Source organism: Gordonia sp. NPDC058843 (genome assembly GCF_042743165.1).
In the GTDB taxonomy this organism is placed as follows: Bacteria; Actinomycetota; Actinomycetes; order Mycobacteriales; family Mycobacteriaceae; genus Gordonia.
This window is the reverse complement of record NZ_JBHYNC010000015.1, coordinates 1-25935: the sequence shown is the minus strand read 5'-3', so window position 1 is coordinate 25935 and position 25935 is coordinate 1. Positions and strand designations below refer to the sequence as shown.

The 25935-nt window shown below is 68.3% G+C and carries 24 protein-coding genes; 17 read left to right on the top strand and 7 right to left on the bottom strand.

Features of this window, described 5'->3' with window-relative positions; all coding sequences use genetic code 11:
* The first annotated feature begins 82 nt into the window (after positions 1–82).
* The 10 genes from ACFW3F_RS12335 (at position 83) to ACFW3F_RS12290 (ending at position 9645) form a co-directional block, all read left to right on the top strand.
* Positions 83–892 carry a Stf0 family sulfotransferase gene (locus ACFW3F_RS12335; protein WP_388057646.1) on the top strand — a complete coding sequence of 270 codons (810 nt, stop codon included), beginning with the start codon at positions 83–85 and terminating at the stop codon, positions 890–892.
* Entirely contained in the window at positions 889–1878 is a 990-nt protein-coding gene (gene cysD, locus ACFW3F_RS12330; protein WP_388057641.1) for a sulfate adenylyltransferase subunit CysD, read from the top strand. The genes ACFW3F_RS12335 and cysD overlap by 4 nt, the downstream gene beginning before the upstream one ends.
* Positions 1878–3815, top strand: a complete 1938-nt coding sequence (gene cysC, locus ACFW3F_RS12325) for an adenylyl-sulfate kinase (RefSeq protein WP_388057639.1) — start codon at positions 1878–1880, stop codon at positions 3813–3815. The genes cysD and cysC overlap by 1 nt, the downstream gene beginning before the upstream one ends.
* Before the next feature lie 104 nt (positions 3816–3919).
* Positions 3920–4744, top strand: a complete 825-nt coding sequence (locus ACFW3F_RS12320; protein WP_388057806.1) for a formylglycine-generating enzyme family protein — start codon at positions 3920–3922, stop codon at positions 4742–4744.
* Between the two features lie 259 nt (positions 4745–5003).
* Positions 5004–5792: a lytic transglycosylase domain-containing protein gene (locus tag ACFW3F_RS12315; protein WP_388057637.1), complete on the top strand. Its 789-nt coding sequence runs from the start codon at positions 5004–5006 to the stop codon at positions 5790–5792.
* Between the two features lie 184 nt (positions 5793–5976).
* Positions 5977–7260 carry a phosphopyruvate hydratase gene (gene eno, locus ACFW3F_RS12310; protein WP_388057635.1) on the top strand — a complete coding sequence of 428 codons (1284 nt, stop codon included), beginning with the start codon at positions 5977–5979 and terminating at the stop codon, positions 7258–7260.
* 12 nt (positions 7261–7272) lie between these two features.
* Positions 7273–7938 (top strand): septum formation initiator family protein, encoded by a 666-nt coding sequence (locus ACFW3F_RS12305; protein ID WP_388057633.1) that lies wholly within the window; start codon positions 7273–7275, stop codon positions 7936–7938.
* A gap of 10 nt (positions 7939–7948) precedes the next feature.
* Positions 7949–8494, top strand: coding sequence for a DUF501 domain-containing protein (locus ACFW3F_RS12300; protein ID WP_388057631.1), 546 nt, complete (start codon positions 7949–7951; stop codon positions 8492–8494).
* A complete protein-coding gene (locus tag ACFW3F_RS12295; protein ID WP_388057629.1) occupies positions 8491–9438 on the top strand; it encodes an exopolyphosphatase in 948 nt (315 codons plus the stop codon). The genes ACFW3F_RS12300 and ACFW3F_RS12295 overlap by 4 nt, the downstream gene beginning before the upstream one ends.
* A 30-nt stretch (positions 9439–9468) precedes the next feature.
* The gene (locus ACFW3F_RS12290) at positions 9469–9645 is read left to right on the top strand and encodes a hypothetical protein (RefSeq protein WP_388057627.1); all 177 of its coding nucleotides are present in this window, start codon (positions 9469–9471) and stop codon (positions 9643–9645) included.
* Between the two features lie 77 nt (positions 9646–9722).
* Here the strand turns inward: ACFW3F_RS12290 and ACFW3F_RS12285 are convergent, their stop codons facing one another.
* The 4 genes from ACFW3F_RS12285 to ACFW3F_RS12270 all read right to left on the bottom strand — a co-directional run bounded on the left by ACFW3F_RS12285 (position 9723) and on the right by ACFW3F_RS12270 (position 13322).
* Positions 9723–10220: a DUF4395 domain-containing protein gene (locus ACFW3F_RS12285; RefSeq protein ID WP_388057625.1), complete on the bottom strand. Its 498-nt coding sequence runs from the start codon at positions 10218–10220 to the stop codon at positions 9723–9725.
* Between the two features lie 101 nt (positions 10221–10321).
* Positions 10322–10810 carry a hypothetical protein gene (locus ACFW3F_RS12280; RefSeq protein ID WP_388057624.1) on the bottom strand — a complete coding sequence of 163 codons (489 nt, stop codon included), beginning with the start codon at positions 10808–10810 and terminating at the stop codon, positions 10322–10324.
* Positions 10811–10914: 104 nt separating this feature from the next.
* Positions 10915–12129: a fatty acid desaturase family protein gene (locus ACFW3F_RS12275; RefSeq protein WP_388057622.1), complete on the bottom strand. Its 1215-nt coding sequence runs from the start codon at positions 12127–12129 to the stop codon at positions 10915–10917.
* A gap of 71 nt (positions 12130–12200) precedes the next feature.
* A complete protein-coding gene (locus ACFW3F_RS12270; protein ID WP_388057620.1) occupies positions 12201–13322 on the bottom strand; it encodes a ferredoxin reductase in 1122 nt (373 codons plus the stop codon).
* Positions 13323–13482: 160 nt separating this feature from the next.
* Here ACFW3F_RS12270 and ACFW3F_RS12265 point away from each other — a divergent pair, with 160 nt between their 5' ends.
* From ACFW3F_RS12265 to ACFW3F_RS12250, 4 genes are all read left to right on the top strand, one after another.
* Complete coding sequence (locus ACFW3F_RS12265) at positions 13483–14145, top strand: TetR family transcriptional regulator (protein ID WP_388057618.1); 663 nt, start codon at positions 13483–13485, stop codon at positions 14143–14145.
* Between the two features lie 195 nt (positions 14146–14340).
* On the top strand, positions 14341–15519 hold the full coding sequence (locus ACFW3F_RS12260; protein WP_388057616.1) for an LLM class flavin-dependent oxidoreductase: 1179 nt from the start codon (positions 14341–14343) through the stop codon (positions 15517–15519).
* Between the two features lie 68 nt (positions 15520–15587).
* Positions 15588–16715, top strand: coding sequence for a dimethylsulfone monooxygenase SfnG (gene sfnG / locus ACFW3F_RS12255; protein ID WP_388057614.1), 1128 nt, complete (start codon positions 15588–15590; stop codon positions 16713–16715).
* Entirely contained in the window at positions 16712–17995 is a 1284-nt protein-coding gene (locus tag ACFW3F_RS12250; protein ID WP_388057612.1) for an acyl-CoA dehydrogenase family protein, read from the top strand. The genes sfnG and ACFW3F_RS12250 overlap by 4 nt, the downstream gene beginning before the upstream one ends.
* 6 nt (positions 17996–18001) lie before the next feature.
* Here the strand turns inward: ACFW3F_RS12250 and ACFW3F_RS12245 are convergent, their stop codons facing one another.
* Positions 18002–19237: a TerD family protein gene (locus ACFW3F_RS12245; RefSeq protein ID WP_388057610.1), complete on the bottom strand. Its 1236-nt coding sequence runs from the start codon at positions 19235–19237 to the stop codon at positions 18002–18004.
* A gap of 267 nt (positions 19238–19504) precedes the next feature.
* Between ACFW3F_RS12245 and ACFW3F_RS12240 the strand changes: the two genes are divergently transcribed.
* The 3 genes from ACFW3F_RS12240 to ACFW3F_RS12230 all read left to right on the top strand — a co-directional run bounded on the left by ACFW3F_RS12240 (position 19505) and on the right by ACFW3F_RS12230 (position 23115).
* Positions 19505–21172 carry a serine/threonine-protein kinase gene (locus ACFW3F_RS12240; protein WP_388057608.1) on the top strand — a complete coding sequence of 556 codons (1668 nt, stop codon included), beginning with the start codon at positions 19505–19507 and terminating at the stop codon, positions 21170–21172.
* The gene (locus tag ACFW3F_RS12235) at positions 21172–22107 is read left to right on the top strand and encodes a hypothetical protein (protein WP_388057606.1); all 936 of its coding nucleotides are present in this window, start codon (positions 21172–21174) and stop codon (positions 22105–22107) included. Before ACFW3F_RS12240 ends, ACFW3F_RS12235 begins: the two co-directional genes overlap by 1 nt.
* A 162-nt stretch (positions 22108–22269) precedes the next feature.
* On the top strand, positions 22270–23115 hold the full coding sequence (locus ACFW3F_RS12230) for a hypothetical protein (protein ID WP_388057804.1): 846 nt from the start codon (positions 22270–22272) through the stop codon (positions 23113–23115).
* 18 nt (positions 23116–23133) lie between these two features.
* On the opposite strand, the gene ACFW3F_RS12225 is transcribed toward ACFW3F_RS12230, so the two are convergent.
* Positions 23134–24468 carry a YibE/F family protein gene (locus tag ACFW3F_RS12225; RefSeq protein ID WP_388057604.1) on the bottom strand — a complete coding sequence of 445 codons (1335 nt, stop codon included), beginning with the start codon at positions 24466–24468 and terminating at the stop codon, positions 23134–23136.
* 83 nt (positions 24469–24551) lie between these two features.
* Entirely contained in the window at positions 24552–25490 is a 939-nt protein-coding gene (locus tag ACFW3F_RS12220) for a MetQ/NlpA family ABC transporter substrate-binding protein (protein ID WP_388057602.1), read from the bottom strand.
* Between the last annotated feature and the right edge of the window lie 445 nt (positions 25491–25935).

The following is a 25935-nucleotide window of genomic DNA, read 5'->3' as shown; positions in this document are numbered from 1 at the left end:
GGCCCGGTGTCAATGGTTTCGACCGCGGTGCGCGTAAAAGGCCAGCTTGCGGAGGGTTTCGGGCTCGCTAGACTCATCGTTCATGTCAGTGACGTCCTCATCGGGACCGGCAAACTATCTGGTGTGCGCGAGCCAGCGCAGCGGCAGCACGCTGCTGGTGGAGTCGCTCGCCACCACCGGCGTCGCCGGCCGCCCGGAGGAGTTCTTCCAGTACCTGCCCGACTCGTCCCGGGCCCCGCAGCCGCGTGAGTGGTTCGCCGGTGTCGCCGATCCCGGCATCCTCGACCTCCTCGATCCACTCGAGCCGGGCGAGGTCGACACCCGCGACGCAGGCACGTGGCGTTCCGATGTCCTGGTCGCGGGACGTACCGCGAACGGTGTCTGGGGCGGCAAGCTCATGTGGAACCAGACGCCGCTGCTGATCTCCCGTAGCCGCGTCGCCTCGGGTGCGTTGCGCGGCGCGCTCCGGTGGCTGTTCGACGGAGTCGATCCGCTCTATGTTCACGTCTATCGCGATGACGTTGTGCCGCAGGCGGTGTCGATGTGGCGTGCGGTGCAGACCCGCGTGTGGCGGCACGACGGTTCCGATGCCGACGGACACGACGACGCGGTGTACCACGCAGGCGGTATCGCGCATCTCGCCGGCATCCTCATCGATCAGGAACGACAATGGCGCAACTGGTTTGCCGCCGAGGGGATCGAACCGCTCGACATCGAGTTCCGGGACCTGGTCGACGATCCGACCAAAGCGACGGCGCGGGTTCTGGAGAAGATCGGTCAGGACCCGGGGCTGGCGCCCCCGCCACCGCTGAAACCACAGTCCAATTCGCGGTCCAAGGAGTGGGCCCGACGCTATCGAGACGACGCCGAACGAAACGGATATCCACTGTGACCGCTGTAGACGAGAGTTCGCTCGATCAGGCGACGGCCGGCCGGGGTCGGCCCGGCGGTGCCGGCGACTTCGACCATGTGACCGCCATCCGGGTGTTGGAGGCCGAAGCGGTGCACATCATCCGCGAGGTGGTCGCCGAACTCGAACACCCGGTGCTGCTGTTCTCCGGCGGCAAGGACTCGATCGTCCTGCTTCGGCTGGCCGAGAAGGCATTTCGGCCCGCGCCGTTGCCTTTCCCGATCATGCACGTCGACACCGGGCACAATTTCGACGAGGTGATCGAGTTCCGGGACCGTCGAGTCGCGCCGACCGCCGAGAACCCGGAGGGCATCGAACTCATCGTCGCCTCGGTGCAGGAGTCCATCGACTCCGGACGTGTCGCCGAGTCGACCGATCCATCGGGCTCGCGGAACCGCTTGCAGACCCGCACTCTCCTCGACGCTCTCGAGGAGGGTGGATTCGACGCCGCGTTCGGCGGTGCCCGCCGCGACGAGGAGCGCGCCCGCGCCAAGGAGCGGATCTTCAGCTTCCGCGACGAGTTCGGTCAGTGGGATCCCCGAGCGCAGCGACCCGAGCCGTGGTCGCTGTACAACGGGCGGATCCGTCGGGGGGAGTCGGTGCGCGTCTTCCCGCTCTCGAACTGGACCGAGACCGACATCTGGCGCTACATCGAACTCGAGGGCCTCGAACTCCCGTCGATCTACTTCGCCGCCGAACGGGAGGTGTTCGACCGGGACGGCATCCTGCTCTCGGTCTCGGAGCATTCCCGGCCCCGCGAGGGTGACGAGGTGCGAACCGAGTGGGTGCGCTACCGCACGGTCGGCGATCTGACCATCACCGGCGCCGTCCGGTCGCGGGCGACCACCATCCCCGAGATCATCGCCGAGATCAGCGAATCCACCGTCTCCGAACGCGGTGAGACCCGGGCCGATGACCGCACGTCGAGTGCCGCCATGGAAGACCGCAAGCGCGAAGGGTATTTCTGATGACTCTCACCTCTCCGCAGCCGGTCATCGCCGGTGACGACGAGACCGGTACGACTGCACGGCAATTCCTGCGCATCGCGACCGCGGGCAGCGTCGACGACGGGAAGTCGACGCTGATCGGCCGCATCCTGCACGACACGGGCAGTCTGCCGACCGATCACCTCGCGGCGGTCACCGACGGCGACGGTGACGTCGATCTCGCGGCGCTCTCCGACGGCCTGCGCGCAGAACGCGAGCAGGGCATCACGATCGACGTGGCGTACCGCTTCTTCTCCACGCCCACCCGCAGTTACGTGCTCGCCGACACGCCCGGGCACGAGCGGTACACCCGCAACATGTTCACCGGCGCGTCCAATGCGCACGTCGCCGTCCTGCTCGTCGATGCCCGGCACGGTCTGCTGCGGCAGACCCGGCGTCATGCGCGGATCGCCACGCTCGTCGGTGTGCCGCATGTGATCGCCGCGGTCAACAAGATCGATCTCGTCGACTTCTCCGAGCACCGGTTCGACGAGATCCGCGCCGATCTCGCCGAACTCGCGGTGCAACTGGGGATCGGCGAGATCCAGGCGATCCCGGTGGCGGCCAAGCACGGGGACAACGTCGTCCACCGGTCGTCGAACACCCCGTGGTATTCGGGCGCGACGCTGCTGGAGTACCTCGAGGACGTCGAGCTGCACGCGCCGGCTCCGGTGACCGAGGAACTGCGCCTGCCGATCCAGTGGGTGTCGCGTCCGAGTGAGTCGAGCCGGGGCGAGTCGAATCGCCGTACGTACACCGGCCGACTCGCGTCGGGGACCCTGCGGGTCGGTGACGAGATCGTCGTGTTGCCGTCGGGCAGTCGGTCGACCGTCACCGCGCTGGACACCCTCGATCCCACGAGAGATGTTGCGGTGGCGCCGTTGTCGGTGGGAATCCAGATCGACGACGACATCGACATCGGGCGCGGCGACGTCATCGTCAGCGGTGCGCAGGGAGCGCACCTGCCGGTCCTCGCGCGCGAGATCGACGCGCACGTGTGCTGGCTGTCGAACTCGCCGCTGCGGGCCGGCGACCGCGTCGCCCTCAAACACGGTCCGTCGACGGTACGCGCCACCGTGCAGTCCCTGGAGCGGCGTCTCGACCCGGACACCCTGATCGAGCACGTCGCGCCCGGTGAACTCGTGCTCAACGACATCGGGACCGTCACGCTGCGGACGTCCTCGGTGGTGCCGGCAGATCCCTACGCGAGCAACCGCGACACCGGTGCGTTCATCCTCATCGACGAGGCCTCCAACGACACGGTCGGTGCGGGGACGATCCTCGAGCCGCGAGAAGTCATCCCGGGCAAGGCAACCCGCAACGACATCAAGTGGCATCCGAGTTCGCTCGCGCGAGCCGAGCGGTGGGCGCACACCGAACAGCGGGGCGCGACCGTGTGGCTCACCGGTCTGCCGGCGTCGGGCAAGTCCACGGTCGCCGTCGCCCTCGAACGTGCCGTCGTCAGCCGCGGCCGCGTGGCCTACCTCCTCGACGGCGACAACATCCGGCACGGGATCTCCGACGACCTCGGCTTCTCGGCCGGTGACCGTGCGGAGAACATCCGGCGGGTCGGGCACGTCGCACGACTCTTCGCCGACGCGGGGGTCATCGCGATCGCCTCGATGGTCTCGCCGTTGCGTTCGGATCGGGAGATCGCCCGCGAACTCCACCGTGCCGCCGATCTCGACTTCATCGAGGTCCACGTGTCGACGCCGGTGACCGAGTGCGAACGCCGCGACCCCAAGGGGCTCTACGAACGTGCCCGTCGCGGCGAACTGCGCGGGCTGACCGGCATCGACGCGCCCTACGAGAGTCCCGAGAACCCCGATCTGCGATTCGACACCACGGGTGCCGACATCGATCGGTTGGCGTCGCTGATCCTCGGTGCCCTCATGGATCGCGGCATCATGACGGGGTGAGTTGCTGCCATCCTCAGGGCCCCACCCGCGACGAGACGGGCGGGTCGTCGCCGCCGGCCGTGCAGGCCGGCAGCGGCGGGTCCGGACCGCACCTCGTCCCGACCGTGGACGTCCCCGCCGGGTTCTTCGCCATGGGCGACGCCTTCGACGAGGGGTATCGCACCGACGGCGAGACGCCGGTGCACGACGTCGAGCTCAGTGCGTTCTCGATCGATGCCACCGCGGTGACCAACGCCGCATTCGCGTCGTTCGTGGCGGCAACCGGCCACCGGACCGACGCCGAGACCTTCGGCGGGTCCGCGGTCTTCCACTCCTACGCGACTGCGCCCGGCGAACCGGTACCGGGCACGCCGTGGTGGCTCGCCGTCGACGGTGCGTCGTGGCATCGCCCGGCCGGACCCGGCAGCAGCATCGACGACCTCGCCGACCACCCCGTCGTGCACGTCAGCCACCGCGATGCCCAGGCCTACTGCGCCTGGGCCGGACGCGTCCTGCCCACCGAGGCGCAGTGGGAGTACGCGGCCAGGGGCGGGTTACGCGGGGCGCGGTATCCGTGGGGCGACGAGCAGCCGACTCGAGACGACCCGCGGTGCAACATCTTCCGCGGCGAGTTCCCCGACGGCCCGACCGCCCGGGTCGGCACCATCCCCGCGCGGTCCTTCGAACCCAACGGTCACGGCCTGTACCAATGCGCCGGAAACGTCTGGGAATGGTGCGGCGACTCGTTCAGCGCTCGCTACTACCGCGTGTCCGACCGCACCGACCCGACGGGGCCGGCACGGGGGAGCGCACGCGTGCTCCGCGGCGGTAGCCACCTGTGTCATGACTCGTACTGCCATCGGTATCGGGTCGCCGCGAGATCGCACAACACGCCGGAGTCGACAGCGAGCAACATCGGATTCCGGACCGTGGGTCCCCAGGTCGGCTGACGGCCCGTCGGGTGCGCCCGCTCGCTTCGCTCCCGACGCCTGCTGAGATCGGGCCCGCTCGCTTCGCTCCCGGCGCCTGTTGAGATCGGGCCCGCTCGCTTCGCTCCCGGCGCCCGGGAACCGAACTCCACCGTGGTCAGTTGAGTCAACAGATTGTGTGTTGATTTTCGGGACACCTCATCGGCTGTGCGATCGTGGTTCCCTCGGGCGGAGTCCGCCCGACAACCATCTCCGGATCCGAGACGGGAGTAGGGCAGGAATGCGTGTGGAGGGCCGGGACCCGGTGCGTCGGGAATCGAGGCGACCGAACTCGTGGAAGAACGGCCTCGTGGCCTCGGCGGTGGCGATCGCGTCGTCGGCGTTGCTCGCGGGTTGCCTCGATCTACCGTCGCTGACCAGGCCGGATATCCCCGAGGGCATCCCGCCCGGGGCGGGTGTGCCCCAGCCCTACATCGACATCAACGCACCCGGACGGACCGCGGACAAGATGCACGATTGGGCCGTGCCCATCGCGGAGACCACCGGCATCCCCATCGTCTCGCTCCAGGCGTACGGCAACGCCGCCGAGATCCAGCGTCAGCAGCACCCCGAGTGCGGCCTGAACTGGACCACGCTGGCCGGGATCGCCGGCGTCGAGAGCAAGCACGGCCAGTACCGAGGGTCGGAAGTGGCCGACAACGGCGACGTCAGCCCGCCCATCCGCGGCGTCAAACTCGACGGCACCCGCGGGAACATGGAGATCCTCGACACCGACGGCGGTGAACTCGACGGCGACGCCACCCACGATCGCGCGATGGGACCGTTCCAGTTCATCCCCGAGACGTGGAAGCGCTTCGGCGTCGATGCGAATGGGGACGGCGTGCCCGATCCCGACAACATCGACGATGCCGCCCTCTCGGCGGCCCGCTACCTGTGTGTCTCCTCCGGCAACGACATGACGACGCCGGAGGGATGGGAGAAGGCTGTCCGGACCTACAACAACTCGATGGCCTACGTCCTCGACGTGCGCGATCACTCCAACGCCTACTCCATCAACGTCCGCTTCTGACCATCGCCGTCGACGACCGCACCGGTTGCGTCGACCTTGTCACGTGCGGCTTCAGCGCAGACACTAGGCTCTTGCGTATCGGCCGGCACCAGAACCGGCCGTCGTCGGCGTAGGCGGCCCCGTCGGAGGACACACCTCCTGGGATTTCGCCGACGAACTCGTCCACCGAGATTGGGGTGCAACCGTGGCAATCATCGAGCAGGTAGGTGCGCGTGAGATTCTCGATTCGCGGGGCAACCCGACGGTCGAGGTCGAGGTCGTCCTGGACGACGGCACCTTCACCCGTGCCGCCGTGCCGTCCGGTGCGTCGACCGGCGAACACGAGGCCGTCGAGCTGCGCGACGGTGGCGAACGGTACCTGGGCAAGGGCGTCACCAAGGCCGTCGAGGGCGTCCTCGGAGATCTGGCTCCGGCCGTGATCGGTATCGAGGCCGAAGAACAGCGTCTCGTCGACCAGGCTCTGCTCGACTGCGACGGCACCCCCGACAAGAGCCGCATCGGTGCGAACGCGCTGCTCGGTGTCTCACTCGCGGTCGCCAAGGGCGCCGCCGAATCCGCCGGCCTGCCGCTGTTCCGCTACATCGGCGGCCCCAACGCCCACATCCTGCCGGTGCCGATGATGAACATCATCAACGGTGGCGAGCACGCCGACAACGGCATCGACTTCCAGGAATTCATGATCGCCCCGGTGGGCGCGCCGACCTTCAAGGAGGCGCTGCGCTGCGGCGCCGAGGTCTACCACGCGCTGAAGTCCGTGCTGCACAAGCAGGGCCTCAACACCGCGCTCGGCGACGAGGGCGGTTTCGCCCCGGATCTGCCCAACACCGAGGCCGCGATCGCGGTCATCGGCGAGGCGGTCGGCAAGGCCGGCTACAACTTCGGTCGTGACGTCGTCATCGCACTCGACGCCGCGTCGACCGAGTTCTTCTCCAACGGGGTCTACAAGCTCGAGGGCAAGGACTTCGGCGCCGACGAGATGGTGTCGTTCTACGAGAAGCTCATCACCGACTTCCCGATCGTCTCGATCGAGGACGGCCTCGCCGAGGACGACTGGGACGGCTGGGCCAAGCTGACCGAGTCGATCGGCGACCGGGTGCAGCTCGTCGGCGATGACCTGTTCGTGACCAACCCCGAACGGCTCGAAGAGGGGATCTCCAAGGGCATCGCGAACGCGCTGCTGGTGAAGGTCAACCAGATCGGCACGCTGACCGAGACCCTCGATGCCGTGGCACTCGCCCACAACAACGGCTACAAGACGATGATGAGCCACCGGTCGGGTGAGACCGAGGACACCACCATCGCCGACCTCGCCGTCGCCTGCAGCTGTGGGCAGATCAAGACCGGCGCCCCGGCCCGCTCGGAGCGCGTTGCCAAGTACAACCAGCTGCTGCGCATCGAGGAAGGGCTCGGCGACGCGGCACGGTACGCGGGCGACCTCGCCTTCCCGCGTTTCTCGTTTGGTTCGTGATTAGCTGTCCGCATGGCTTCGCAGCGACGTCACCGCGGTGACGGGCGTCAGCGTGGGCGCGATCGTCGGCTAGACGCGCGCTCACGCGAACGCGCCCGTCGCACGCGGCGGCACGCTCGGCCCGCGACGCCCGAACCCGTGGTCGAGGCGGGCGAGCAGGGCCTTCCCGCCCACACCACGTCGCCGGTCGCCGACGATGCGTCGGTTCCCGGTGTCCGTCGTGCAGGGCGGGAGCGTGCGCCACGGAACCGGCGCAGTCCCGTCCGCGCCGGACTCGGAGCCCGTCTGCGCGGCTTCGAGATGACGCCCGCGAGCCTCGCGACGCTGGTGATCACCGTCGTGGTGGTGTGCGTGGTGGCACTGACCCTCGCAATGCCACTGCGGACGTACTTCAGTCAGCGTTCGGAGTTCCGGCAGCTGACCGCGTCCAACGAGCAGCTGCAACGCGAGGTCGCGGACTATCAGCAGAAGGTCAACGAGCAGAACGATCCCGCCTACATCGAGGCCCAGGCGCGGACGCGTCTGCAGTTCGTCAAACCAGGAGAGATCCCGCTCGTGATGTTGTTCCCCGCCGACGAGGCGCGGCGTGAGGCCGCCGAACGTGCCGAAGAGCGTGCCCGCGCGCCGTGGTACGGAAATCTCTGGGACACCTTGTCGACCCCGCCCGGCGTGCAGTGAGCCCCTCGGCGTGAGCACCTCCGACAACAGCGTCACCGCGGCGGATCTCGCGACGGTGGCCGCCCAGCTGGGGCGCGAACCGCGTGGGGTCCTCGAGATCAGCTACCGCACGCCCGACGGCAGACCCGCGGTCGTCAAGACCGCACCCCGACTGCCCGACGGTACCCCGTTTCCGACGCTCTACTACCTGACCGACCCGCGCCTGACCGCCGAGGCCAGCCGCCAGGAGTCGGCCGGCGTCATGAAGGAGATGACCGCGCGCCTGCACGACGACACCGCGCTCGCCGCGGCGTATCGGCGCGCGCACGAGGACTATCTCGCCGAACGCGATGCGATCGAACCGCTCGGTACCGATTTCACCGGTGGGGGCATGCCGGACCGGGTGAAATGCCTTCACGTCCTCATCGCACACTCCCTGGCCAAGGGGCCCGGACTCAATCCGCTCGGCGACGAGGCGGTGGCGCTCGCGGCCGCGAACGGCTTGCGCGGCACCGCGATCCCGGAGGACTGGCCCGCTCCGTCCACGCCGTCGCAGGCAGCGGGGAACGACGAGTGAGCATCGTCGGAGCCGTGGACTGCGGCACCAACTCGATCCGTCTGCTCGTGGCCAAGCCGGGCCCGAACGGGCGTCTGACCGACCTCCATCGTGAGATGCGCGTCGTCCGACTGGGTTATGGCGTCGACGCGACCGGCATGTTCGCCGCGGAATCGATCGAGCGAACTCGAGTCGCGCTGAGCGACTACGTCGACACGATGGAATCGCTCGGTGTCGAGCGGGTGCGGATGGTCGCGACGTCGGCCACGCGCGACGCGTCCAACCGCGACGAGTTCTTCGCGATGACCGCCGATCTGCTCGGCTGCGTGTCCGCGGGCGCGATCGCCGAGGTCATCACCGGCGATGAGGAGGCGCGACTGTCGTTCCGGGGAGCCGTCGGCGAACTGGATTCGGCGGACGGGCCGTTCGTGGTAACCGACCTCGGCGGCGGTTCGACGGAGGTCGTCCTCGGTGATGCCGACGGCGTCACCGCGGCGTACTCGGCCGACATCGGATGCGTCCGCCTGACCGAGCGAGCGCTGCCGTCGGACCCGCCGACACCGGCGGAACTGGCCGCGGCCACCGAGTTCGCACGCGCACGTCTGGGAGAGGCCTTCGCGGCGGTGCCGGTGGAGTCGGCGCGCACGTGGGTCGGGGTCGCCGGCACGATGACGACCCTCGCCGCGCTCGGCGCCGGCCTCCCCGAATATGACCCGGACAGGATTCACCTGTCGTCGATCTCGCTCCCCGAGCTCGACCGGGTCTGCCGGAACCTGATCGGTATGACCCGCGCCGACCGCGCGGCACTCGGCCCCATGCACCCCGGCCGCGTCGACGTGATCGGCGGGGGATCACTGGTCACTCTGGAGCTCGCGCGAATCCTTTCCGAGCGGGCCGGCATCACCGAACTCATCGTGAGCGAGCACGACATCCTCGACGGGATCGCGTTGGGAATCCTCGACTGAACCTCCCGTGGCCCGGTTATCATGCGACACATGGCATATAACCTGCGTTGCCCCTGCGGTGAGTCCATCACGGCTCTCGAGTCCGACTTCGTGCCGGCGGTTCAGGCACATCTTGCGGCCGAGCACCCCGGCCGTGATTACACCGAGACAGAGATCATGATGATGGCCATGACCGTCCCCGACCGCGCGGTGAAGTCCGACGGCTGACCTCCCGCACGCCCAGCACGAACGGAGCTGCCCACCACCCCGCGGGGTGGTGGGCAGCTCCGTCGGTGAGTGCGGCGCTAGACGGCGGCCGGGTCGCGAAGTGAGATGTTGTTGCACGCCTCGCACACCGATTCCGGGATGACGCCGCGACGCTGCAGGAATCCGAAGATCGTGCAGCCCAGGCAGAAGCCGAAGACGGACTCGAGGGTCGCAGCCGCGATCAGCACGCCCGTGGTGATCTGAGCGGCGAGCCCATAACCGAGAAGGCTGAGCACGAACGCGGTTCCGCTGACTACGAGGCCGATGGTCTGGGCGAACCTCTTGGGCGGCCCGGGGACCAGCTTCTCCTTGCGAATGACCTTGGGCACGAGGAAACGGACGGAGAGCTGTCCGAACGGGGACAGGGTGGGTCCCGACGCCACGCGGAGGACGAACCCGAGTGCCAGGAGCCCATAGAGCACGGGAGTGTCCACCGCGACCGCGATGATCGCGAGAGCTACGACGAGCCCCGCGGTGCTGCGGGCGGCGTAGTCGTTCACCGGGTTCGGAAACGTGAGTACAGAGCGCACCGTCATCGGGCGACAACCTCCGGAGAGCAGGGACAACCGCCGACCAAGGTACGTGCGGTGGTGCTGTCGGGCAACGTTTGCGCCCAGGGTGATCCGATCGGCGCCGGTCAGGACCCGGCGGTCGGGTCCATTCGGGGCTCCGACGCCGCGATGGTCCGCGGATCGTCGACGTCCGGCTCGTCCTTGTCGGTCTCGCCGCCGTCGGAGGCGAGTTCGGCCTCTCGGGAGACCTCACCTTCCTGGTCGATTCCGGCCTGTTCGCCGACGTCGATGCGGTCGGGCAGTTCGTCCATCTCCACTCCGGTCACCTCTCTCGCTTGTTCGGATTCGGCATACGGATCCGTTGGGTCGAACTCGGTGGACGCGTCCGCGAATTCGGCGTCGATGATGGCCACTGAGCCGTCCGATCCGGCGTCGGCCTTGGCCCGCCGGGCGGCCTCCCGCATCTCGAACCCGTCGGTCACGATCTCGCCGATCTCGCGGGTCACACCCGCGACGGCTCCGGTGATGATCGTCGCGATCCGGCCGACGTGCGTCGCCGTGGACTCGATCAATTCCTGGAACAGATCCTTGTTGCGTTCGATGCTGTCGACCATCGTTGCGGGAATCCCCCTGCGTTGGTTGCGGCTGTGCCGGTTGCGGCTGGAACCCCGACCGGTGTGCCCCGAGACGACCCCCGGGGCACACCGGTCAAACGGCGTCAGGCGACCGACGCGGGCTTCTCGCGTTCGACGATCACCGTCAGATCGTCGTCGTCGCGGGTCATCCAGTTGGGCAGGGACAGCTTGGCGATCTTCTTCCAGGTCGACGCGAGCTGGTGGCTGAAGGAGCCGGTGTTGTACGGCAGTCCGTACCGTTCGCAGATCTCGCGGACCTCCGCCGACATCTCGGGATAGCGGCTGGCGGGGATGTCGGGGAAGAGGTGGTGCTCGATCTGATGGGACAGGTTGCCGCTCATGATGTGGAACAGCGGGCTACCGGTGATGTTCGCCGAACCGAGCATCTGCCGCAGGTACCACTGGCCCCGCGTCTCGTTCTGGCACTCTTCGGACGTGAATGTCTGGGCGCCGGTGGGGAAGTGGCCGCAGAAGATGATCGAGTAGGTCCACACGTTGCGCACGAGGTTGGCGGTCGCGTTGCCGACCAGGGTGGGCACGAACAGCGGTCCCGTGAGCGCGGGGAACACCACGTAGTCCTTGAGCACCTGACGACCGGCCTTGCGCCACATGCCTTTCACGAGGCCCTTGATGTCGCTCCACTTGCGCTTGCCGGTGATCACGTTCTCGGCCTCGAGGTCGTGCAGCATGACCCCCCACTCGAACAGCAGCATCAGCGCGGTCGCGTAGCCGAGGTTCCCCAGGTAGTAGGGATTCCACTTCTGGTCGCGCGCCATGCGCAGGATGCCGTACCCGATGTCGCGGTCCTCACCGAGGATGTTGGTGAAGGTGTGATGCAGGTAGTTGTGGCTGTGCCGCCACTGGTCGGCCGGACACACGGTGTCCCACTCGAATTCACGGGAGTTGTAGGTGTCCTCACGCATCCAGTCGTACTGACCGTGCATGACGTTGTGGCCGATCTCCATGTTGTCGAGGATCTTCGACACCGACAGGGCGCCGACCGCGGCGATCCACGCGGGCGGGAAGAACCCGAGGTACATGAGTGCGCGACCGCCGATCTCGAAGCCGCGCTGGGCGCGGATCACCGAGTAGAGGTAGTCGCGGTCCTTCTGGCCGAGGTCGGCGACGATCCGCGCGCGCAGGGCGTCGAGGTCCCGCCCGAGTGATTCGACCTGTTCGTAGGACATGACGACGGTGTTGGGATCGTCGGCGACCTTCTGGTCGGCGCCCACGCGATGCAGCGCGGGCAGGTTGTCGGAGATCGAGGGCTCGACGTCGCGGGTGATGTCGATGGTCATGGCAATGCCTCCTTCTCGGAGAGGAGATGTGGCTGGGAATGGATGGTCTCGCCGGTGTCAGCTCGCCGACATCAGATCTCGATGTCGACCGAGCCGACCGGCGCGTTGATGCACAACTGGATCTGGGTGTCGGTCTCGTCGTCGATCTCGCCCGTCAGGACGTTGCGGGTGCAGCCCGACTTCTTCGTCGCGGTGCAGGAGAAGCAGATGCCCATCCGGCACCCGGATTCGGGCGTGAGTCCGACGGCCTCGGCCTGGTCGAGGATGGGGCGGCCGTCGTTGGCCGCTGACGACCCCGACTTCGAGAACGTGACCTCGCCTTCGACGGAGTCCGGGTCGATCGCCGGTGCGGCCGGGGCGAAGGCCTCGCTGTGCAGCGGCTGCGTGATGGCGAGGTCGGCATGGACACGGGCGACCTCGTCCATCAGCGCAGCCGGTCCACAGACGAACACGTCGGCGTCGGACAGTCCCGGGATTCCGTCGAGGTGAGTGGCGCCGAAGTGGCCGTCGGCCTCGTCGCGCGTGTGGTGCAGTCGCAGGTCGAACCGGGGATGTGCGGCCGCGAGCTCTCGCAGTTCGTCCCGGTAGGCGACGTCGGACGGGGTCCGCGCGTAGTGCACGAACGTGATCGGTCCGGCGTACTGTCGGGAGACAAGTGTTCTGGCCATTGAGAGTACAGGTGTAATCCCACTGCCGCCGCTGATGAAGACCGCCGACGTGGGGTCGGTCTCCGGCAGTACGAACTCGCCACCGGCCGCGGACAGGCCCACGACGTCGCCGGCACGGGCGTGCTCACGCAGATGCGTGGACACCAGGCCGTCGTCGTGAGCGGTGATCGTCAGTTCGATCTCGCCGTCCGGGCCTGCGGCGGCATTGGCCGGTGAGAAACAGCGGGTGTGCCGGACGCCGTCGACGACGACCTTGAGCTGCACGAACTGGCCGGCTTCGTGGCCCCGCCACTGGCGGGTCGGGCGGATGGTGAGGCGGACGGTGCGAGCGGTGGGACGCTCGACGCGGATGATCTCGCCACGCAGGTCGCGCCAGGTCATCATCGGGTCGAGCAGTTCGAGATAGCGGTCGACCGGATGCGGCGACAGTGCCGCTTCGACGATCGAACCGACCAGACGGCTCCACCGGCCGGTTGTGGCGTCGGCGTCTGCGCGGGTCTGGTCCTGGGGTGTGCGGATGCTCATGGGATGGGCTCCGTTCGGTCCGTTTCGGTGTACATGTGTACACCGGCAAGTGTGACACGGCGCGATGGGTCGTCGTCAAGCGTTCGTCGTTGTGACTGCCGTCACGACCTCGCTCGGCCTGTTCGCGTCGCTCCTTCACGCGCCGCATAGACTCGGGTGCGTGACACGCACGCGAGAGTCGGGCCGCCGTGATGCTCAGACGCGTGCGGATAGAAAGAATCAGACCCGGCAGGCTCTGCTGGACACCACGCGGTCACTCGTCGGTGAACGCAGCTTCGGCAGCATCAGCCTCCGCGAGGTCGCGCGGGGTGCCGGGATCGTGCCGACGGCCTTCTATCGCCATTTCGCGTCGATGGAAGATCTCGGGGTCACCGTCGTCGAGGACTCGATGCGCGTCCTGCGGCGGGCGCTGCGGGACGGGCGGCGGGACCTGGCGGCGCGCGATGCCCTGCCGACAGCGCAGAACTCGCTGGCCATCCTGCTGCGACACGTCCGCGAGAACGAATCGCAATTCCGGTTCCTGGTGCGAGAGCAGCGCGGCGGCATCGCCGAGATCCGTCGCGCGATCGACACCGAACTCCGGCTGTTCTCCAAGGAACTCGCGATCGACCTCGCCCGCATCCCCGACCTGGCACGGTGGCAACCCGACGACCTCGAGCTCGCAGCGGAACTGATCGTCATCATCATGCTCACCGCGGTGGCCGATCTGCTCGACGGGGAGTATCGCGGACGTGGGGCCGAACAGGAGATCGTCGAGCGCACCGAGCGGCAGCTCGTGATGGTCTTCCTCGGCATGGGTCAGTGGCGCCCGTCGTCCGACTGACCTGCGGGGATCGGTCGCGTAGCGCCCGGAGCCGACGGTTGTCGATTTGCCCTCAGTGCGATTTCAACTGTGGTCCGGCGTCGTGATGGTGCCCGACACTGGGCCGAGACACCGTGCCGGCCCGCTCGCCCGAACAAAGAGTCGTGGCGGTGTCGTGCTCGTCTCGTGCCGTCCCGACCGAAAGGTGCCCTCGCGGTGTCTCTGCATTTCCACTGGTTCCTGCCCACCTACGGCGACTCGCGCAATCTGATCGCGGGCGGACACGGCAGCCAGATGACGGGAGACCGGCCGGCGGATCTGAGGTACCTCAAGCAGCTTGCCGGCGCCGCCGAGGCCAACGGCTTCGAGGCGGTCCTGACCCCGGCGGGTCTCTGGTGCGAGGACGCGTGGCTGACCACCGCCGCGCTGATCGACGCGACCGAGAGCCTCAAATTCCTCGTCGCGTTCCGCCCGGGGCTCATCTCGCCGACGCTGGCGGCGCAGATGTCCGCGACGTTCCAGTGGCATTCGCAGGGCCGTCTCCTTGTCAACGTCGTGACCGGCGGCGAGTCGAGTGAGCAGCGCGCCTTCGGCGACTTCCTGGCGAAGAACGCGCGGTACGAGCGCTGCGACGAGTACCTCGAGATCATCCGCAGGCTGTGGACCGAGGAGGAGCCGGTCGACGTGGTGGGGAAGTACCTGCGTGTCGAGGGCGCCCAGCTCGGACGCCGTCCGGACCCGACTCCCGAGATCTTCTTCGGTGGATCGTCGCCTGCCGCCGGTGACGTCGCTGCCAAGCATGCCGACACCTACCTCACCTGGGGTGAGCGTCCGGACGCAGTTGCCGAGAAGATCGCCTGGGTCAACGGCCTCGCCGCTGCACAGGGACGGGAACTCGCACACGGCATCCGCTTCCACGTGATCGCGCGTGAGACCTCCGAGCAGGCGTGGGCCGAGGCAGCCCGTCTGCTCGACGCGCTCGACCCGGCGCAGGTCGCCGCCGCGCAACAGAACCTGGCGCGCTCGGAGTCCGAGGGTCAGCGCCGCATGTCCGAACTCCACGGGCGGGGAACCGGTTTCGCCGATCACAACGATCCGCGCTCGCTGGAGATCCACCCCGGTGTGTGGGCCGGCGTCGGACTGGTCCGCGGCGGTGCAGGCACCGCGCTGGTCGGATCGTACGACGAGGTGGCCGCGCTCATCGCCGAGTACGCCGCGCTCGGGCTCGACCACTTCATCCTGTCGGGCTACCCGCACCTCGAGGAGGCCTACCACTTCGGCGACGGAGTCCGGCCCGCTCTCGCTCGGCTCGGACTGCTCGACCCGGCGTCGGCCGGCCCGGCCGAAGCCGTGCGCACCGCATTCCTGCCCCGCCTGCAGGCCGCATCGTCCTGAACGACAACCTTTCTCGTCCTCACCACGTCCCTTCTCGCCACGTAACCGACACCTCGCGGAGGTAACCCATGTCCACCGAATCCATCGCGGATCAGATCAAGTTCGCGTACTGGGTGCCCAATGTCAGCGGCGGCCTGGTCACCAGCACCATCGAACAGCGAACCAGCTGGGACTACGACTACAACGTCAAACTCGCGCAGACCGCCGAGAACAACGGGTTCGAGTACGCGCTGTCGCAGGTGCGATACGAGGCGAGCTACGGAGCCGAATTCCAACATGAGTCCACCAGTTTCAGCCTCGCGCTCCTTCTCGCCACCCAGCGACTGAAGGTGATCGCGGCGGTGCATCCGGGACTCTGGCATCCGGCCGTCCTGGCCAAGCTCGGTGCGACCGCCGACCATCTGTCCAAGGGCCGCTTCGCGATCAATGTCGTCAGCGGCTGGTTCAAGGACGAGTTCACCCATCTCGGCGAGCCGTGGCTCGAGCACGACGAGCGGTACCGGCGCAGCGGTGAATTCCTCGAGGTGATCCGCAAGATCTGGACCGAGGACGAGGTCGACTACCGCGGTGACTTCTACCGGATCCACGACTTCACGCTGAAGCCCAAACCGCTCAACACCCCTGAGCGCCCGAACCCGGAGTTGTTCCAGGGCGGGAACTCGTCGGCCGCCCGCAACAACGGCGGACGCTACGCCGACTGGTACTTCTCCAACGGCAAGGACTTCGACGGCGTCACCGAACAACTCGACGATCTCCGCGCCGTCGCCCGAGCCCACGAGCGTGAGGTGAAGTTCGGGCTCAACGGTTTCATCATCGCGCGCGACACCGAGAAGGAGGCCCGCGACACCCTGCGCGAGATCGTCGAGAAGGCGAATCGTCCTGCGGTCGAGGGATTCCGGGACGCCGTTCAGCAGGCCGGGAATTCCACCGGTGACAAGAAGGGCATGTGGGCCGACTCGTCCTTCGAGGACCTCGTCCAGTACAACGACGGTTTCCGCACCCAGCTCATCGGTACCCCTGAGCAGGTGGCCGAGCGCATCGTCGCCTACAAGCGTCTCGGCGTCGACCTCATCCTGGGAGGCTTCCTGCACTTCCAGGAGGAGATCGAGTACTTCGGTGAGAAGGTGCTCCCCCTGGTGCGCGAGATCGAGGGTGCCCAGAGCGAGAATTCCCAGACCCCTGCCGGAGTGGCGTGACCGCAGTGAGCCAGGCGTCGCCCCGATCCGCCACACGGATCCGGACCGACGTCGAGGCGCTGTCCATCGCACGGGAACTGGCCGCCGAATTCGCGGTGGGAGCGGTCGAACGAGACCGCGAACGGCGGTTGCCCCATCCCGAGATCGACCGACTCTCGGAATCGGGCCTGCTGGCACTCACCGTCCCCGCCCGTTTCGGTGGTCTGGACGTGCGGCCCAGCGTGCTCGCCGAGGTGGTGTCGATCCTGGCCGCCGCGGACGCGAGCATCGCGCAGATTCCGCACAGCCACTTCGTCTACCTCAACCTCGTCCGGCTGTCGGCCGGACAAGCGTTGCAGGAGCGCATCTTCACCGACGTGCTGGCCGGCGGCCGCGTGGCCAACGCCCAGTCCGAGCGGGGCGGCAAGACGATCGCCGACATCTCGACGCGGTTGAGTCCGGCGGGCGAGGACTCCCGGACGCGATTCGTCCTCGATGGTGAGAAGTTCTACTGCACCGGTTCGCTGTTCGCGGACACACTTGCTGTGCTCGCGAAGCTGGACGTCGCCGTCCGCGACCTGACACCCGGGGAGTATGTGGCGTTCGTCCCGGCGAACGCCGACGGGGTGGAGATCGTCGACGACTGGGATGCGGTGGGGCAACGCACGACCGGATCGGGGACAGTTCGCTTCACCGGCGTAGGGGTGGGTGTCGAGGATCTGGTGACGCGGGCGCCGGCCACGTCCGCACCCACCGGGTACGGCGCGTTCGCGCAACTGCTGCACGTGGCCATCGACGTCGGGATCGCACGTGGAGCGCTACGCGAGGCCGCGGAGTTCGTGCGGACCAAGTCGCGGCCGTGGTTCGAGGCAGAGGTGGACCGCGCCGTCGACGATCCGTTCGTGGTCCAGCGTTTCGGCGAGCTGGAGGTCGATGTGGCGACCGCCGAGGCGACACTCGCCGCCGCCGGCCGCCGGGTCGACACGGCTGTCGGCGCGGCGTCGGGTCCCGCCGAGGTCGCGGGCACCTCGGCTGCTGTCGCGGAAGCATCGATCGCTGTCGCGGAAGCATCGATCGCTGTCGCGACGGCCAAGGCGGTGGCCGATCGGGTCGCCACCCCGGTGGCGTCGGCCCTGTTCGAGGTGAGTGGTACCCGTAGTGCCGCAGCCGGCAGTGGCTTGGATCGCTACTGGCGCGACGCCCGGACGCACACGTTGCACGATCCCGTCCGCTGGAAATACCAGCACATCGGTCGCTGGGTGCTGCGCGGCGAGGAGCCGCCTCTGCACGGCGTGATCTGATCGCCGTCAGAGGTATCGGCCGACATGCGGCACGGCCTTCTTCGGCGTCTTGGCGTTGAAACCGTCGCCGATGGCGCGTAGCTTCCACTCGCCGCCGTCCCGGGAGATGACCGCCATCGCGACCGCGGTGAACGGCATTCCGCCCTTGAGGGTGTACCGGGCCAGCTCGGCGGAGGTCGTCTCGTCGACGAGCCGGCAGTACGCGTTCTCGATCTTCTCGAACGTGTGGCCACGGTAGGACGTGACGATGAACATCAGCGCGTCGATCTGAGGCGGAACCGACTGCAGCGCAACGCGGATGACCTCGTCGTCGCCGGCGCCTTCACCGGTGAGGTTGTCCCCGGAATGCAGGATGGATCGGTTCTTGCTGTTGAGATGGCCGTAATAGACGGTCTCGACGCACTTTCCGCCGGAGAACATGAGCACCGAGGCGTCGAGGTCGATCGAGCCACCGCGTCCGAACCCGCCGCGCACCGGGTCCCACCCGAGTCCCATCTGGATGTCGGTGAGCGCCACGCCGCCCTCTTTGCGGAGCGTGACCTTCTGGCCTTTGGCCAGGCTGACCGGCGCGCCCTTGCGGAGACTCACCTCGGTTGTGCGGGCCGGCGCCGGAGGTTGCGCCGCCGCAGCGGGCTGCGGCGGGGTCGGCGACGGGGCAGGGGGCAACGGGGCTGGGGGCGGCGTGGGTTCGGTCGGGCGCGAGTAGGTGATCGGCGCGGGCGGTGTGGGTACCGGCTGCGGCTCGTCGTCGACGCTGACGCCGTGGTCGCGGACCAGATCGGCGAAGCCGCCGGCGTAGCCCTGACCGACCGCGCGGACCTTCCAGTCCTCGTTGCGTCGGTACACCTCGAGGGCGATGACCACCGACTCGCTGGTCAGGCCGTCGACGGTGAAATCGTACAGCGATGCGCCGGAGCCGTCGGTGACGTGAGCGACCGGCGGCGCGAAACGGCCGAAGGTCGACGACGCGTCGTCGAGGGTGATGACGGCACGTACCGCATCGATGTCGGCTGGTATCAGGGTGGTCGAGATGTGCAGTCGCGCAGTACCTCCGGCCGACTGCTGCAACCGGACACCGGGTCCCGAGGGCTGGTTGTAGAAGATGAAGTCGTCGTCGGTGCGGACCACGCCCCGGTCGGTCACCAGCAGTGCCGACAGGTCGGCGGCGGTCGCGAGGTCCACCGAGACGATGACCTCGGGGGTCGACAACGGGCCGTTCTGGCCTTTGGTCAGAGCAGACATGTCCGGGCGGTTCCTCACATGAGTCGGGGCGGCCTGGCGCCGGGAGCGAAGCGAGCGGGCCGAGTCGTTCCTGGCGCCGGGAGCGAAGCGAGCGGGCCGAGTCGTTCCTGGCGCCGGGAGCGAAGCGAGCGAACCCGTGTCGGCGGGTACACGGCGTCACGAGGCACAGCGTAGTCATGTGAGTCGACGGCTTCCGGATGCACGACGCGACACCTGGCCGGAGAAGTGCGATCAAGCGGTCGACAGACGATGTCCGATTGGGGGCTTATGCTCCTGCGTATGGCTGGGAGTCGGGTGAATACACAGTTCGGGCCGTACCGCCTCGACGAACTGCTGGGTCGCGGGGGAATGGGCGAGGTCTACCGGGCCTACGACACGACCAAGGAGCGGGTCGTCGCGCTGAAACTGCTCAATCCCGGTCTGGCGCACGATCCGATGTACCAGGAACGGTTTCGCCGGGAATCGCATGCCGCGGCGCGGCTCGGCGAGCCGCATGTCATCCCGATCCACGACTGGGGTGAGATCGACGGGGTGCTGTTCATCGACATGCGCCTGGTCGTCGGCGAAGATCTGCGAGGGCTGCTGACGCAGGAAACACGCCTCACGCCCGAGCGCGCGGTGTCGATCGTCGAACAGGTGGCCGCGGCCCTCGATGCCGCACACGCCGAGGGACTCGTGCACCGCGACATCAAGCCGGAGAACATCCTGGTCGGGGCCAACGACTTCGCGTACCTCGTCGACTTCGGTATCGCACATGCCGCCGAGGACACCCACCTCACCCAGGCCGGCACGGCCGTCGGATCCATTGCGTACATGGCGCCGGAACTGTTCGACGCCGCGCAGGTCAGCGCCGCCAGTGACATCTACGCCCTGGCCTGTGTGCTCTTCGAGTGTCTGACCGGGCGGGTGCCGCACCCGGCGACGACCGTGAGCGCCGCGATCAAGGCGGCGGTGCTGTCCCCGCCCCCGTCGCCGAGCGCTGCCAACGCCGACGTCCCGGCAGCGATGGACGAGGTGATTCGCACGGCCCTCGATGCCGATCCGACATCCCGTCATGGCTCCGCGACAGCGCTCGCCCGCGCTGCCCGTGCCGCGCTGACCGGAGGCGTGGAGGCGGTCGGGTCGGGGCCGAGCCTCGTCAAGCCGCCCCCGCCGCCGGACGCGCTGACCGGTGTCGTGCGTGCACCCGACACGGTCATCGCGCCCACTGATCCGGTATACGAACCGACCCGGGTACGACACACGACGGGTCCCGAGGCCGGCGCCGGGACCACGCAGTACTCGGGCCCACAGCAGTTCTCGGGCCCACAGCAGTTCTCGGGCCCCCAGCAGTTCTCGGGACCGCACAACTACGCCGGGCCGCAGCAGTACCCGGGTGCCCAGCACCACGCGGGACCGGATTCCGCACCTCCGCCGAACTTCTCGGGTCCGTACGCCGGCGCCCCGGCGTACGGGTCACCCGGGTACCCGCCCGCGTACCCACCGCCCCGGCGGCGCTCCGTCGCGGTTCCGGTACTGATCGGGCTGATCGCGGTGGCGCTCGTCGCGCTCGCCGTCGTCGGCGGCATCCTGATCGCCGGCTCGGGTGGGGACACCACGACCCGCGCCGACGACGAGCCGACGACCCCGACGGTGACCGAGACGGTCGCGCCGCCGACCGTCCAGAACGCACCGCCCGCAGCACCGGCCCCGGCTGCGCCGCCACCTGGCTCGAGTCCGTGCGATGCGACGGTCGGGATCGGTACGTCGGTGACCAGTTGCCCGTTCGCGTTCGCGGTGCGCGATGCGTACTCGGGTTCCGGTGCGGCGCGTTCGCCGCGGGTGGTCGTCGCGGTCAGCCCGGTCACCGGCCAGGCCTATGCGATGAACTGCGTACCCGAGGGTGCGATCGTCGCATGCCGTGGGGGTAACGACGCCGTGGTGCACATCTACTGATGACGATCGCCGAGCGCCCATCGCGGCGGATGCCGAAGACCCGGGGGATCGTCGTGCTCAGTGTTCTCGCGCTTCTCGCGGGCTGCGCGACCGAACCCGATGCGGAGCCGATCGACCCGGTCACCGTCACCGTGACCGCCGACCCGTCGGCGTCGACGCCCGCCGGACCCGGTCCGAGCGCACCGAACTCGTCGGCGTCCCCGCCGGCGTCGTACGGGGGCCTCGCGGCGAGTTTCCGCACGATGGCGGCGTCGACCGGACTCACCGTCGGCATCGCGATCGCGCCGGTCGGTGGGTCGGCCGTCCCCGCGCTGACGCTCGGTGACGAGACGCCCAGGGTGGCGTGGTCGACGATCAAGGTTCCGCTGGCGGTCGCCGCAGAGCGCGCGAACGGCCCGAGTCCGGCCGCGCGCGCGGCGATCGTCGACTCCGACAACGCTTCTGCGGAGAGCCTGTGGTCTTCGCTCGGCGGTGGACAGGCGGCGGCCGATTCGGTGACCGCGGTGCTGCGCGACGGTGGCGACACCACGACGGTCGTCCCCGCGACGCAGCGTCGTGCCGGCTTCACCGTCTTCGGGCAGACCGTGTGGTCACTGCCCGACGCCGCGACCTTCACCGCCGGCCTGCCCTGTCTGCCCGGGGCGCGAAACGTGGTCGCACTCATGGGCCGGGTGGCCGGGAACCAGCAGTGGGGGATCGAGATCATGCCGGCGCCGCGTGCAACGGCGGTCAAGGGTGGCTGGGGTCCCGGCGTGGCGGACGGGTATCTCGTCCGGCAGATCGGCATCGTCACCTTCCGCGACGGTCAACGTGCCGCGGTGGCGATGAGCGCGGTCGGGGGGTCGATGTCGGGCGGAATCGCGGCGTTGAACTCGGCGGCCAACTGGCTCGACGCCAACCTCGTCCGCCTGCCGCGCGGACGTTGTCCCGCCTGACCGGTCCGCGGGCAGGTGTGACGCCGGTCCCAGCATGGTTCCGATTGGGTATACAGCCTGGTCCGCGCCGCCGGACCGATCTAGTCTCGTGTGTCTGGAGTGACTCAGGAGACAATTGTGAAAATTGTGACAAGGATCGGCGTGGTGTTCTGCGCAATCGCGATGTCGGTCGTGATCGGTGGGGGCTCGGCGACGGCGATACCGCTCCCCGTGCTGCCGCCATTGCCGGAGCCCTTTGCAACGTGGTTCAAGCCGCCCGAACCCCTCGACAAGAAGCTGGCCAAGAGCTACGCCGCACTCACGAAGTCGATGCGGAAGTCGTTGCCCGGGCAGCTCGGTGTTGCGATCGTGCCGATCGGCGGCGAACAGGTCATCTCCCTGGGATCGCTGAAATCAGGACGGGCGTGGTCGACGATGAAGGTCCCGGTGTCGCTCGCGGCGCAGCGCGAGCGCGGGCCGGCCGTCGCCACGATGGAGGACAAGGCGATCACGTTCTCCGACAACGACGCGGCCGGCGAGCTGTGGGGCGTGCTCGGTGGCGGTCACGCCTCTGTCGACGCCGTCACCGCGGTCCTGCGTGAGGGGCACGATGTCCGGACGCATGTGTCCTCCGAGGTCGACAACCCGCCGTCGTATCCCGGTCACACCGCGTGGGCCCTACGTGACCAGGCGATCTTCGGTGCCCACCTACCGTGTCTGCCCGACAGCGAGCACATCATCCGGTTGATGAGTGCCGTTGCCCCGAACCAGCAATGGGGCATCGCGAAGGTGGGACGCAATCAGGGTGCGGTCACCGCGGTCAAGGGCGGCTGGGGCCCGGCGACATCCAAGTCCTCGGCGCACCTCGTCCGTCAACTGGGCATCATCAGCACGACCCGCGGTCAGGTGGCGGTGTCGATGGCGGCCATCCCACGGAGCGGATCGTTCACCGACGGCACCAAGATGTTGACCCGCCTGGGCAACTGGCTCGGCAAGAATCTGGCCGACCTGCCGACCGGACGGTGCTGACCGCGAGGACCGTGCGCGTCACGCCGCCGCGTGCGCTGCCTTCGAACGTCCCGCGCCCGCCGGGGTGGTGAGCGCGGCGGCGATGGCCGTCGTCAGCGGAACAGACAACGCGATCGCGATGCCGCCGACGAACGAGCGCGCCAACTCCACCGCGACGACGTCGGTCGTGAGCAGTCCGCCCAGTGGTTGCTGAGCCACCGAGAACAGCAGCATCAGCGGGAGAGCGCTGCCCGCGTAGGCGAAGACGAGCGTGTACACGGTGCTCGCGATGTGGTCGCGTCCGACGCGCATCGCGGCGCCGAAGGTTGCCATCCGTGACGGTTCGCCGGCCGCGGCGAGTTCGAAGGCCGCCGAGGCCTGGGTGATCGTGACGTCGTTGAGGACGCCGAGGGTGCCGATGATGAACCCGGCGAGCAGAAGACCGCTGACCGAGATGTTGCCCTGGTACACCTGCAGATTGGTGGTCTGGTCGCCCGACAACCCCGTCAGGTTCATCGTCTCGATCGCGAGCCAGCTCAGGAAACCCGCGAGGAGCAGGGACGTCAGCGTCCCGAGGAGGGCCGAACTGGTCCGCAGGCTCACCCCGTGTGCCAGGTAGAGGACGACGAACAGGATCGCCGCCGACGACACCACCGCCACCGCGACCGGGGACGACCCGTCCAGGATCGCCGGCAGCGTGAACACGGTGAGAATGCCGAAGGCGATCGCGAGCCCGATGATCGAGCGGAAACCGCGCCACGCGGCGACCAGCACGATTGCGGCGATGAAGAGGACGGCCCAGACGAGGATCGCCGGCCCCCGCTGGAAGTCGAAGAAGGTGTACCGGTTGCCGTCGGGTCCCGGGACGGTCGAGAGTCGGATGCCGTCCCCGACGTTCAGCGTCGGCTGACCTGCTTGCGGGTCGTCGAGGGTGCCGGCCGCGGGCGCCACGGTGTCGGGGCCTGACCCGGCCTGCGCCCGGTTCGTCGGGATCTCCAGAACGGTGTATTGCCCGGCGGCGTCGCCGGATTCGAACCGGACCGCGTTGAGGATGCAGGGCCCGCCGGGGACCGGGTTCACCGGGATGTCGGCGGTCTCGAGCACCGAGCCGGCCACCGAGTTGAGGCAGTTCGCATGGAACTGATCCACGATCTCGCCGTCGACCGTGGTGATCGCCCCGCCGTCGGCGGAACGGAACTGCGTGGGAATGGGGTGTTCGGAGTCCGAGGGCCACAGGACGACCATGCCGACGGCGACTGCGAGGGCGGTCACGGCGAGTGTTCCGATGACGAACCATCGGGCGAATGGCGAGAGCGTGTGGCTGATGTCGGACAGCGAGTGCGCGTGACCGTGCCCGTGATGTGTGCGGCTCACGCGGTGAGCCTATGCGCACCACACCCGGGTCGCGATGGGCGACCCGGGTGCGGCGATGGGGTGCGCACCAGCGCGCATGCTGCTCACAAGGGGAGCAGGATGCCCTTTACTCGCGGATCGGTCCGCAGGAATTCCTGTACGGCAGGGTCCTTGAACGCGGCGACCAGGTTCTTGATGTTCTCGGTGTCCTTCCACTCCGTACCGATGGTCAGCTGCCCGGCGAACTCGTCGGGAGCGGGCGGGGCGTAGATCTGCTTGGCGATGTCGATGTTCGCGGCGAGGTAGTACTCGGTGTAACCGACGGTCGCGTCGAGGTCGGCGAGCGAGCGTGACTGAGCGGCGAAGTCGAGCAAGACGAACTGCAGATTGCGCGGGTTCGTGGCGATGTCCTTCTGGGTCGCCTTCCACTTGTCGACGCCGGGCTTGAGCGTGATCAGTCCGGCGCGCTCGAGCAGCCACAGGCCCTGGGCCTCGTTCGCGGGATCGGAGTACAGGGAGACCCGGGCGTTCTGCGGGAGGTCGGCGACATCGCGGTACTTGTCCGACCAGATCCCGAAGCCCCAGCGGAAGACCGGGGTGGCGGCCTCTTCCTTGAAGTCCGGGTTGGCCGCGAGGACCTGCGACAGCCACAGCTTGTGCTGGTAGACGGTGCCGGCGACCTCGCCGTCACTGACGGCGCGGTTCAGTGTCGTGGAGTCGGCGAGGCCCTTGAAGGCGACCTTGATGTCGTAGCGGGGTGCGACCTCGTCGGCGATGAACTCCACCAGGGCTTGTTCCGAGGCGTTGCCCTCGGCGGTGACGACGGTCAGGGTCGCCCCGGCGGTCTCGTTGGGGGAGGTCGAGTCGGAGCCGAGGAAGCGCCAGCCGAGTACGGCGGCGAGTACGGCGACGACGACCAGGGCCCCGGCGATCAACGGCCAGCGCCGCCGAGACGAGATCTCGATACCGGAATTGCCCGGCGGAGAGGGGGTTTCAGGTGAGTCGGGTGAGGTTTCGGTACCGGAGCCGGTGTCCTGGGTCATGATATGGCCTTTCGGATGTGGATGGGTGATTGTTGTTTCGGGGCTGCCCTGTTCCCTGTGGTGCGAGCGCCCCCTGTTCCCTGAGGTGCGCGGGCCCCCTGTTCCCTGAGGTGCGCGGGCCCCCTGCTCCCTGAGGTGCGAGCGGAGCGAGCCTCGAAGGGCCTGGTGAGATGCCTCGCGAAGCCCTTCGTGGCTCGTCGCTTTCGCTCCTCGCACCTCAGGGAGCAGAACGGTGGTCGCTTGTGCTCCTCGCACCTCAGGGAGCAGAACGGTGGTCGCTTGTGCTCCTCGCACCTCAGGGAGCAGGGGGGTGGCCGCTTGTGCTCCTCGCACCTCAGTTTCTGCGGCCTGGCGGCCGTCGTGGACCACGAAATACCCCCCTCTGCTCCCTGAGGTGCGAGCGAAGCGAGCCTCGAAGGGTCTCGCAACGTGTCTCACCCGGCCC